General features: G+C 27.9%; 13 protein-coding genes. 11 read left to right on the forward strand and 2 right to left on the reverse strand.

The window, feature by feature from the left end:
• The 11 genes from HGPT_RS00420 to HGPT_RS09390 form a co-directional block, all read left to right on the forward strand.
• Positions 1–737 (forward strand): acetyl-CoA C-acyltransferase (locus HGPT_RS00420; RefSeq protein ID WP_040542171.1); only part of this gene is annotated, 737 nt, incomplete at its 5' end.
• A gap of 6 nt (positions 738–743) precedes the next feature.
• Positions 744–1,520, forward strand: a complete 777-nt coding sequence (locus tag HGPT_RS00425) for an enoyl-CoA hydratase-related protein (RefSeq protein WP_019137928.1) — start codon at positions 744–746, stop codon at positions 1,518–1,520.
• 13 nt (positions 1,521–1,533) lie between these two features.
• Entirely contained in the window at positions 1,534–2,370 is an 837-nt protein-coding gene (locus tag HGPT_RS00430; RefSeq protein WP_019137929.1) for a 3-hydroxyacyl-CoA dehydrogenase family protein, read from the forward strand.
• A gap of 582 nt (positions 2,371–2,952) precedes the next feature.
• Positions 2,953–3,789, forward strand: a complete 837-nt coding sequence (locus HGPT_RS08630; RefSeq protein WP_019137930.1) for a DUF2599 domain-containing protein — start codon at positions 2,953–2,955, stop codon at positions 3,787–3,789.
• A gap of 24 nt (positions 3,790–3,813) precedes the next feature.
• Complete coding sequence (locus HGPT_RS00440; protein WP_019137931.1) at positions 3,814–4,404, forward strand: DUF6568 family protein; 591 nt, start codon at positions 3,814–3,816, stop codon at positions 4,402–4,404.
• A gap of 383 nt (positions 4,405–4,787) precedes the next feature.
• Entirely contained in the window at positions 4,788–5,099 is a 312-nt protein-coding gene (locus tag HGPT_RS00450; RefSeq protein WP_019137934.1) for a hypothetical protein, read from the forward strand.
• Complete coding sequence (locus HGPT_RS00455) at positions 5,047–5,373, forward strand: hypothetical protein (RefSeq protein ID WP_144020120.1); 327 nt, start codon at positions 5,047–5,049, stop codon at positions 5,371–5,373. The genes HGPT_RS00450 and HGPT_RS00455 overlap by 53 nt, the downstream gene beginning before the upstream one ends.
• Before the next feature lie 87 nt (positions 5,374–5,460).
• Positions 5,461–7,029 carry a hypothetical protein gene (locus HGPT_RS09130; RefSeq protein ID WP_019137936.1) on the forward strand — a complete coding sequence of 523 codons (1,569 nt, stop codon included), beginning with the start codon at positions 5,461–5,463 and terminating at the stop codon, positions 7,027–7,029.
• Positions 7,001–7,603, forward strand: a complete 603-nt coding sequence (locus HGPT_RS00465; protein WP_019137937.1) for a DNA-binding response regulator — start codon at positions 7,001–7,003, stop codon at positions 7,601–7,603. The genes HGPT_RS09130 and HGPT_RS00465 overlap by 29 nt, the downstream gene beginning before the upstream one ends.
• A 514-nt stretch (positions 7,604–8,117) precedes the next feature.
• The gene (locus tag HGPT_RS09385) at positions 8,118–8,912 is read left to right on the forward strand and encodes a radical SAM protein (RefSeq protein WP_245544049.1); all 795 of its coding nucleotides are present in this window, start codon (positions 8,118–8,120) and stop codon (positions 8,910–8,912) included.
• Positions 8,912–9,568 carry a hypothetical protein gene (locus HGPT_RS09390; protein ID WP_245544050.1) on the forward strand — a complete coding sequence of 219 codons (657 nt, stop codon included), beginning with the start codon at positions 8,912–8,914 and terminating at the stop codon, positions 9,566–9,568. Before HGPT_RS09385 ends, HGPT_RS09390 begins: the two co-directional genes overlap by 1 nt.
• Positions 9,569–9,723: 155 nt before the next feature.
• Here the strand turns inward: HGPT_RS09390 and HGPT_RS00475 are convergent, their stop codons facing one another.
• Complete coding sequence (locus HGPT_RS00475) at positions 9,724–10,398, reverse strand: HAD family hydrolase (RefSeq protein ID WP_019137938.1); 675 nt, start codon at positions 10,396–10,398, stop codon at positions 9,724–9,726.
• Positions 10,391–10,796 (reverse strand): 6,7-dimethyl-8-ribityllumazine synthase (gene ribH / locus HGPT_RS00480; protein WP_040542326.1); only part of this gene is annotated, 406 nt, incomplete at its 5' end. The genes ribH and HGPT_RS00475, both read right to left, overlap by 8 nt.

A 10,796-nucleotide genomic window follows, 5' to 3' on the forward strand; every position in this document is an offset into this window, starting at 1 on the left:
ACGCTTTCAACGACTACCACATGGGTATTACAGCTGAAAATGTAGCTGAAAAATACGGAATTACAAGAGAAATGCAAGATGAACTTGCAGCTAGATCTCAAAATAACGCTGAAAAAGCAAGAAACGAAGGAAGATTTAAAGACGAAATCGTACCTGTAGAAGTTAAAGACAGAAAAGGTAATGTTACAGTAGTTGACACAGACGAACACATTAGAGAAGGTGTAACTGCAGAAGGTCTTGCTAAACTTAAACCAGCTTTCAAAAAAGATGGTGGTACAGTAACAGCAGGTAATGCATCTGGAATTAACGACGGTGCAGCTATGCTTGTACTAATGAAAGAATCAAAAGCTAAAGAACTTGGAGTAGAACCTCTTGCATATATTATTTCTTATGCAACAGCAGGTGTTGATCCTAAGATTATGGGTACTGGACCTATCCCTTCTTCAACAAAAGCACTTGAAATCGCAGGACTTAAGGCAGAAGATCTTGACCTAATTGAAGCTAACGAAGCTTTCGCAGCTCAAGCATGTGCAGTTAATAAAGAAATGGGATTTGACATAGAAAAAGTTAACGTAAATGGTGGAGCAATTGCTATTGGTCACCCTATTGGAGCAAGTGGAGCTAGAATCTTAACTACTTTATTATTTGAAATGCAAAAGAGAGATTCTAAGAAAGGTCTTGCTACACTTTGTATAGGTGGAGGAATGGGAACTGCTCTTATCGTAGGAAGGGACTAATCTAGAATGGATTACAAATTTCTAAAAATAGAAGAAAAAGCTAATGGAGTAATTCTTATAACACTTAGTAGAGAAAAGAGCTTAAATGCTCTTAACTCTGCTATGTTAAAAGAACTTCACCACTTCTTTTCAAATGTGTGTGATGAAGTAAGATGCATCATAATAACAGGAGCAGGAAAATCCTTTGTTGCAGGTGCCGATATTGCAGAAATGGCAAACTTCACAGCAAGTGAAGCCTATGACTTTGCAAAACTTGGAATGGATACATTTATGGAAATTGAAAAATGTAGAGTTCCAGTAATTGCAGCTGTAAATGGCTTTGCCCTAGGTGGTGGATGCGAAATCTCTATCGCTTGTGATATTAGACTTGCATCAAATAAAGCAAAATTTGGTCAACCAGAAGTTGGTCTAGGAATTACACCAGGATTTGGTGGAACTCAAAGACTATCAAGATTAGTTGGTCCAGGTTATGCAAAAGAGCTTATTTACACAACAGAAATGATTGATGCTGACAAGGCTTACCAAATTGGACTAGTAAATCATGTTTACGAACCAGAAGAATTACTAGACAAAGCTGTTGAAATGGCAAATAAAATTGCATCACACGCTCCTAAAGCTGTTGAATATGCTAAGCAATCTATTATCAATGGATCACAAACTGATATTGATACAGCTATGCAAATTGAAAAAACTCACTTTGGCCTATGTTTTGCAACTAATGACCAAAAAGAAGGTATGAGTGCATTTTTAAATAAGAGAAAAACTGAATTTAAAGGGGAATAAAAGGGAGATAATTATGAAAATAGCAGTAATTGGATCAGGTACTATGGGAGCAGGTATTGCTCAAGTACTTGCAACTCATCACGAAGTAATTGTTAGAGACATTGCACCAGAAGCATTAGAAAATGCTAAGAAAAAAATCGAAAAAGGTTATGAAAAAAATGTTTCTAAAGAAAGAATGACAAAAGAAGAAATGGATAAGGCTCTTGGCAACCTAAAATACTCAAGCGACATCGAAGATGTAGTTGATTGCGACCTTATCATTGAAGCAGCAACTGAAAATCCAAAAATTAAAAAAGCTATATTTACAGAATTATGTGAAAAATGCGATGCAAAAACTGTTCTCGCATCAAACACTTCATCTCTTTCAATAACTGACATTGGTGCAGCTACAAAAAGACCTGAAAAAGTAATTGGTATGCACTTCTTCAACCCAGTTCCAGCAATGAAACTTGTTGAAGTAATTTCTGGAAAGAAAACAGATCCAAAAGTTAAGGATATGATAATTGAACTTTCTAAAGAAATTGGAAAAACTCCAGTAGAAGTTGACGAAGCTCCTGGTTTCGTTGTAAATAGAATTTTAATTCCTATGATTAACGAAGCAATTGGAATTTACGCAGAAGGCATTGCATCTGTTGAAGATATTAACACAGCAATGCAACTTGGTGCAAACCACCCAATGGGACCTCTTGCACTAGGAGATTTAGTAGGACTTGATGTTGTACTTGCAATTATGGAAGTTCTTTACACAGAATTTGGAGATCCTAAGTACAGACCACACCCACTTCTAAAGAAAATGGTTAGAGCAGGTCTACTTGGAAGAAAAACTGGCGAAGGATTCTACAAATATTAATTATTTGAGAAAAATTAGGGGAAGGCGAGAGCCTTCTCTTTTTTTATAAGGTGATGAGATGAAAAATATAAAAATAAAAATTTCATTATTTCAATTTTAATTTTATCCACTTTAACATTATTTTTAATTTTTTGGAATTCCAAAAGAAGAGCCTATCACAAAAATTAAAAGTGGATATGGAAGAATTTTCCCAGAAAAAATTACATATAAGGAGAAAAAAGCTTTAATAGAATATAAAATAGATTTAAAATTAAAGGAAAATAGTATAAAAAAAGATCCAAATTCAGATAAGTATTACGCAGAATACAGCGGTACAATAAGACCAGAATCTTTTACTTTTAAATAAGTTTGCACAAAAGTTAACTGACAATAATTTATAAGCAGTTATAATATAATTAAAGAAACTATAAATTTTCATTCAAATAGCTTCATTAATAATTTATTTTAGATTTAAAAAATCACATAATTTTTAACAAAAGATTTAAATATAAATGGCTGATAAATTTATGATTTAATATAAATTATTTTGTATACAAAATAGAGAAGGTTTTAGTTATTTTTTTGAGAATTAGGAGGTAAATTGTGAAAAAGATTATTTTATGTTTAACTTTAATTGCTATTTCAACTGGGTTTATTATACCAACTTTTGCTGAGACAGAAAAAAGTGAGGATACTTTTAGGGAATGTTATCACAAAAATTTTAGCTATGTAAATAAAGTAGAATTTTCTGATTTTATTATAAAGAATATAGATGGTCATTTATTAGATAATTCAACAATCTTGTCAAATGATGATTCTTTTAGTAATGAATTAACTATAGAAAAGAATTTAAATAGTGATGAAGAAAAATCCCTAGAATATGATATGGATTTTAAGTCAGAATGCAAAATTATTTTTCCTGAAAGTGTAAAGGAGGATGGTAAATTAAATAATGATGGTTCCTATATTATTAAATCAGATAATAGAAATGTTGGGCTTATTACTAATCTGAGTGCCATAGATTCAAATGGACAAAAATTAAAAATAGTAACTAGGAAAATTGGAAAAAGGATACAACATAGTTTTATTAATGAAGGGGAAGTTATATATCCAGTAAAAATTACAGTGGGAATAAGTCAAGTTGTTGCAGGAAATTACTATAACTATTTTAGCGATGGATATTGGCAACATAGGACTGAAGGAGTTTCATTGTCACTATATCCAAGAAAAACATTTTATTTAGATTCAACTTTAGAAGATGCTTGGACGGAAGTTGTATATATGCATCGTTCTAGTCCGAATTGGAGTAACGAAAGAGGTATGTATAAACAATTTAAGTGTCATAATATGTATGCTGCGGACAAAAGACCGTGGAATTTAGAACCATGGAGACCAAGTGTTTCTATGAGTCAAACTATATTAGCAGGTTGCAATCCTTAACATTGACATTATATCGAGGTTAATATGAATAGAATTAATAAGAGTAAAATATTTTTATCATATGCTTATGGAATACTAATAATATTAATTGCTTATAATATCTATTTAAATGGTTATTTGAGGGATTATTCAATTTATAATTTAAAATTATTTTATAGATTAAATTTATTAATATTTCCTTCTATTATTCTCTTATATTTATTTTTAAAGTATAATTATAAAAAATTAAAATTGATACTTTGTTTATTATTTGTATTTCTATTTTTTCTAAACTTATCTATATTTAATCAAGCAAAAAAAGAGATTATAGAATACGAATATGGTACGATAAATTCACTTAAGCTTATAAGATTAAACAAAAGCTATGTAGGAAAAATATATTTTTACAGAGATGATTGCCCTGCTTGTAAAAATCTTACAGAAAAAATAAAAGTATATAATAAAAAAAGAGAAGAGAAAATTTTAATGTATAATACTAATAGTGATTTAAAAAACAAAAATAAAATAATTAAAAAATATAACATTTCCACTGTTCCTACTGTAGTAAATATTGATAAATATGGTAATGTAAAAGATATTACTGCGGAAATTATTAAAAGTATACTTAGTATATAGGTCTTAATAATATGTATCATACTAATAATAGGAAAAAAAATAAAAATATTTTATTATCAATTTTGATTTTTTTAAGTATTTTTTTACTTTTATTTTTTGATTCTAAAGAAGAAAAAGAATTTGTAAAAATTGAGGCAAGCTATTCAATGAACTTTCCAAAAAAGATTATATATAAAGAAAAAAAGGTTTGATGGAATTTAAAATTGAGTTAAAATTAAATGAAAATAAAATAAAAAAAGATCCGAATTCTGAAAAATATTATGCAGAATATAGTGGCACAATAAAACCAGAAGGATTTACTTTTAAATAAGATTAACAAAAAATAGCCAATAGATGAAAGTATAAAAATTAAGATTAATGAGTTATTTTAAAAGGGGTAAATTATGAAAAAATATTTTGTTATTTTCTTAAGTTTTTTTGTATTATTTTTAAGTTTTATTTCTACAGTATCTGCAAATGATGAAAAATTAGGGTTCGACGATGATACAATTTTTGTGCAGATAGTTAAATATAGATATGATAGAAATTTCCCTTCTTTTATTTTATATACAGATTTTAGAGCAGGAAAAAAATTTAGAGGTAATTTAAAAATCGATAGGAATTCTATTCAAAAAGAAAGCGATAATACATATCGTGCAATTTATGAAGGAACATTATATGATGTTGGGTATGCAAGCTATGCGTTGGTTTACTAAAAATAAAAAAACAATAATTTTTGTAATATTTATTATGATGGGTATATTGTTTTTATTTAACGGCTTTAAAAGTGAAATGGAAATTACAAGTGTAAAGAGAAGATATGATGCCTACAGCTTTCCTGAATATATTACTTATAAGACTAACAAGGGTTTGGTAAAATACAGGGGAGATTTAAAATTCAATCCAGACTCAGTTAAAATGGACAAAAATATTTATTATGGTGAATATTCAGGTGTAATAGAAAAAGATGGATATACTTTTTTAAAATAATTGACTTTTAAAAGGTTCTATTAATTTAGGACCTTTTAATTTTTAATGTATAATAAGCTTGTAAAGAAAAATTTGAAGGAGGGGAATATGACTAGGGACAAAAAATTTTTGAGGGCAAGTATTTTAATAGCCTATGTTTTTATAGGGCTTTACATATTATTTTATTCTGCAAAAATTTATAAGCTTAGAGATTTTAGTGGAATGTATTTTTTATTCTCCCTAAGCTTTTTAAATAATATTTCTCTTTTAACTTTTTTATTAGCTGATAACAAAAAAATTATCTTCGACCACAGCTCTTTAGTAGTTTTATTTTCATTATGGATTTTGCTTGATTATATCTTCTTTTACAAATACAAAATAAATTTTAAATATACTTATGAAGTTAGCCTAGGATTTACTTATCTTTTGATTTTTTCTAATTTATATATATTTCTAGATTGTGTAAAAGAGATTAAATGGAGATATATAAACTATCTTGTTTGTAGTATCTTCCTATTTTCTTTTATTTTAAATTATTTTAATAATCTACTTCACATAAATATATTAAAATTTTTAAGAATTTCAATAGCTTTATTTCCTATTATTATTGTTTTTACATATAGAAGGCAAATAAAAAAATATAGCCGTAAATTGTTATTAAATGTATTTCTTATAAGTTTTATTTATTTGATGTTTTTCGTGATAACTTATTTCATACCAGTTTTTGATTACATTTATCTTAGAGAATTTATAATCTTGTTTGTGGCTGAACTTTCAATTTTAATTTTTATAATTTCTATGGAAAGTAATTTAAAAAAAGTAATTTTGAATTTTTATTCTAATCCCTTATATTTTATATTCATTGTAAGCTCTACTATAATTTTTGAGAATTTTATAAAAAATTATAGCTTAGCAATACTTTTTGCCCTAATTTTTTTCTTAAATATGATAAATATTGAAATGATAATAAAGATAAGAAAAATTGAAAATAATAAGTCTTCTTATGAAAAGTTTTTATATAATAACAAAATGGCTAAAGATTTTTCGGAAAATTTTGAAAAAAGAAACCTGAGATTTTTGCACGATGATATTTTACAAGACATTATTTTATCAAAAAAATTTTTAGAAGAGGACACAAAAAATATTAAGAAATCACTAGAAATTCACCATAACTTGATTAAAAAAATTAGACTCAAAATAAGTTTGATAGATCCAATTTTTATAGATGGGATTAATCAATATGAGATTTATAGTGAACTTATAAACTCTTTAAAAAATATGTATGCAAGTGATAAACATATTGAATTTTATTGCGACCAAAATATTTTCATGCCAGATCCTTATGACAAGATAATTTATAAGTTTATTCACGAAATAGTTACTAATTTTTACAAGCATTCTAAGGGCTATTTTTCGGAGTTGAGCTTAGAAATAAAAGATAAAAATATACTATTGACAATTAGAAATTTTGATGACTACCTGGATAGAGATTTTAAGAAGATAAATCGATCTGGAATTAAATTTATAGAAGAGAGCTTAAATATTTATGGTGGAAAACTTGTAATTAAAAACAATTTTGAAAAAGAAATAAAAGATGAGGCTTATGTTGAATTTATTATTAACTTGCCAATTCAAGAGGAGATTGTGAATGAAAATTTTATTAATAGAAGATCATAAAATGATGGCAATATCCTTAAAGGATTTTTTAGAGAAAGACGATTTTTTTCAAATTGATTTATTAAAAGATTTACAAAAAATAGAGGATATTAAATTTTTAAGAAATTATGACATTTTAATTATTGATATTAATTTAAATGGTTTCGAAGTTAATTTAAATGGACTGGATTTAGCAGAAAGGATTTTAAAAGAAGATGAGTTTATAAAAATAGTAATTTTGTCTGGTTATGATCTACTTTTTTATGCCGAAAGAGCAAAAAACATTGGTGCTTATGCCTTTATTTCAAAAGAAGAAGATATGGATAAACTTAAAACTAAATTAAAAGAAGTTTATCTTCATGATAAAAAATTTTTTAAAGAAAGAAAAATTGTGGAAAGCTTGACAGAAAAAGAAATAGAAATTATAAAACTTTATTGCTCAGGATTAAAGAGAGGGGATGTTGCAAAGGAGCTTTTTATTTCTGAGAGGTCTCTTGCAGTCATGTTAAATCGAATTTATCAAAAGCTTAATATTAATAACTATCAAGAGCTTATGAAAAAATCTATCGACCTTGGAATAATTGATCCTTTTTAGATTCTTATAAAAATTTTTTATCTAGAATAAGTCATGTAAATAATATGAGTATTTCTTCATAAAAATTTAGATTATTGGAATTCTAGAAATGTGATAAAGTTGTTATATTTATGTATTTTCTTCAATTAATATTGGGAATAAACATTATTTTAAAATAATTTAATAAAAAATTTTAGATTATTTCCCTAGCAGTTTTGCTAGGGATTTTTAAATGTAATAAATTTATAATAATTATTTACAATCATCTTTATATCTTTTTGCAAATTATCCATATTATTTTGAATTTAAATGTGATAAAAATTTCGTAGGAAAGGGAAAAGTTAACTATTTTATTATAATTTTTTAATAAAATCACTTTAGAATATTAAAAAATATGAATAATTCAAAGAAATAATTAATTTCTTCAAAGAATTTGTCGTAAAAGCTTTAAAAATCTCATTATTTATAGTAAAATAGAATTAAATTGAACGTTGTTCAGAAAATATTTTACTTTAGACAAACGGGAGGTTAATTGATGAATACTAAATATAAAGAAGATGTTTTAAGTAAGGAAAATGATACTTCTAAAGAAAAAACATTTGTAGAAAAGAATAAAGAAAAACTTTTTTCTGGAGCTCTCAACTTAGCCTACAAGAGAATAAAAAAAGACCCTCAAAAGGGAATGCTTGAGGTAGTTAATGTTTTTGATCAATTCTTAATGCCTAAATCTAGTGATGAAAACAGTGCTAAGGTAGCTCTTGAAAGAGTTAGAAATGAATTAAAGGATGAAAATTCCAAGTGGGTTTCCTTTGGAAGTGATATAGTAAATGAAATTGATGAAAATATTGTCAAGACGTCTGTAAAAAATATTGGCTACAATGCTGCTTATACTGGAAATGCAATGAGAAATAGATTGCAAAAAGAGTACAACTGCAATATTCCTTGGACTATTTTATTTGACCCAACTTCTGCCTGCAACTTAAAATGTACTGGATGCTGGGCTGCTGAATATGGTCACAAAAATAATTTAACTTATGATGAAATGGCAAGCATAGTAAGACAAGGAAATGAACTAGGAACTTATTTCTTTATTTTAACAGGTGGGGAACCTCTTGTTAGAAAAGATGATGTTATTAAACTTGCAAAGGAATTTAATGATTCCGCCTTTCACGTTTTTACAAATGGAACTTTAATTGATGAAGAATTTTGTAAAGAAGTAAAAGAAGCTGGAAATATTTCTTTCGCCCTAAGTATAGAAGGTACAGAAGAATCAACGGACTTTAGAAGAGGAGAGGGAGTTTTCCAAAAGGTTATGAAGGCATGGACCTAATGAAGGAAAATAAACTTCTTTATGGTGCTTCCATTTGCTACACAAGCAAGAACTATAAATATGTAACTGATGATGATTTTATAAAGATGCTTGTGGATCATGGATGTAAACTTGCTTGGTATTTCCACTACATGCCAGTTGGAAAGGGAGCAGACACAAGTCTTCTTCTTGACCCAGATCAAAGGGAATATGTATACCACAAGGTTAGAGAAATAAGATCAGCTGCATATCCTCAAAATATTTTCACAATAGATTTTCAAAATGATGGAGAATTTATAAATGGTTGTATAGCTGGTGGAAAGAATTATTTCCACATAAACTCTCTTGGAGATATGGAACCTTGCGTATTTATCCATTATTCTGATTCAAATATTAGGGAAAAGACAATTAAGGAATGTCTAATGAGTCCGCTATTTATGGGCTTCCATGACAATCAACCTTTTAACAAGAACCTTTTAAAACCATGTCCAATGCTTGAAAATCCAGGACGACTTACTAAAATAGTAAATGACTCTGGAGCAAAAAATACTGACATGATTGAACCAGAAAGTGCAGAAGATTTGCAAGAAAAGACAACTCCTTATGCAATGAATTGGAACAAAAAGGCAAATGAACTTTGGAAGGCATCAAGGGAAAAGGCAAAATCTTTTAAATAAAATATAAAATAAGTTTTAAATATAAATTAGGATAAAAAAATTTGGAGGACGGTGAAGTCCTCCTTTTTTGTTAGGGTTTTGATAAATTATTTTTGTAGAGATTAAATATAATTTTGCGAATATTTTTAACTTATTTTTATTTTTAATAAATTATTTTATAAGATTTCTAAAAGTTCTTCTATGGAAGAAATCTTGTAATTTGCGTCCTTTCCTTCACTTTCATCTCCAAATCCATAGGAGCAGAAAATGCTTTTTAAGTCATTATTTTTGGCAGCAAGTATGTCGTGGTGTCTGTCGCCAATAAAGATAATTTCTTCTCTTAGATTTTTTCTTTCTTTTTTTATGATTTCGTCTTTAGGAATGTAATCAAAAGTTTCTGCCGCATAATAATTTTTAAAATATTTTTTTATCTTGTAGACATCAAGAGCATTTTCAAGATAGGATTCACGGCAGTTGGAGAGTATATACAAATCATAGTTTTGATAAAGTTCTTCTAAAACTTTTACTGTGCCTTTATAAAGTTCTCCAATGCCACTTGCAATGTTTTCATCCATCTTTTTTCCAACATGAGTCATTACATCTTTTTTTAATTTTTCATCAGCGTCTTTTGTCAAAAGGTCATAGGCGAAGTTTGGTTTTTCACCTAAAAATTTTGATACATTTTCTTCAGATAATTCAAAGTCTTTTGCAAAACCATGTTCTCTTAAAATTTTTACTCCCTCAGAAAAAGCTGGGTAGTAAATTTTTAATGTGTTGTGAAGAGTTCCGTCAAAATCAAAAATTATGCTTTTGACATTTTTAAATTCTTCTTTTATAGAATTTTTATCCACGAATTTCACCTAGAAGATTTGCCATTTCAATAGCAGCTGTGGCAGCATCAAAGCCCTTGTTACCAGCCTTTGTTCCTGCTCTTTCAATAGCTTGTTCAATATTTTCTGTTGTAATAACACCAAAGATAATTGGTACACCAGTTTCAAGTGAAGATGAAGCTATTCCCTTTGCAACTTCTGCTGATACAAGTTCATAGTGACTTGTTGCTCCTCTTATAACTGCTCCAAGAGCAATTACTGCGTCGTATTTTTTTGTCAAGGCAAGAGATTTTGCAGCTAGTGGAATTTCAAAAGATCCTGGAACCCAAATTACTTCGATTTCATCTTCTTTTACGCCATGTCTTTTAAGTCCATCTAGACATCCGTCTAATAGTTTTGAAACAATAAATTCATTAAAT

It is taken from the genome of Peptoniphilus timonensis JC401, assembly GCF_000312025.1.
GTDB lineage: Bacteria > Bacillota > Clostridia > Tissierellales > Peptoniphilaceae > Peptoniphilus_A > Peptoniphilus_A timonensis.

Coding starts and splice junctions, on each gene's coding strand:
- HGPT_RS00425 (WP_019137928.1), top strand. CDS start 744: ATGGATTACAAATTTCTAAAAATAGAAGAAAAAGCTAATGGAGTAATT.
- HGPT_RS00430 (WP_019137929.1), top strand. CDS start 1,534: ATGAAAATAGCAGTAATTGGATCAGGTACTATGGGAGCAGGTATTGCT.
- HGPT_RS00440 (WP_019137931.1), top strand. CDS start 3,814: ATGAATAGAATTAATAAGAGTAAAATATTTTTATCATATGCTTATGGA.
- HGPT_RS00450 (WP_019137934.1), top strand. CDS start 4,788: ATGAAAAAATATTTTGTTATTTTCTTAAGTTTTTTTGTATTATTTTTA.
- HGPT_RS00455 (WP_144020120.1), top strand. CDS start 5,047: ATGAAGGAACATTATATGATGTTGGGTATGCAAGCTATGCGTTGGTTT.
- HGPT_RS09130 (WP_019137936.1), top strand. CDS start 5,461: ATGACTAGGGACAAAAAATTTTTGAGGGCAAGTATTTTAATAGCCTAT.
- HGPT_RS00465 (WP_019137937.1), top strand. CDS start 7,001: ATGAAAATTTTATTAATAGAAGATCATAAAATGATGGCAATATCCTTA.
- HGPT_RS09385 (WP_245544049.1), top strand. CDS start 8,118: ATGAATACTAAATATAAAGAAGATGTTTTAAGTAAGGAAAATGATACT.
- HGPT_RS09390 (WP_245544050.1), top strand. CDS start 8,912: ATGAAGGAAAATAAACTTCTTTATGGTGCTTCCATTTGCTACACAAGC.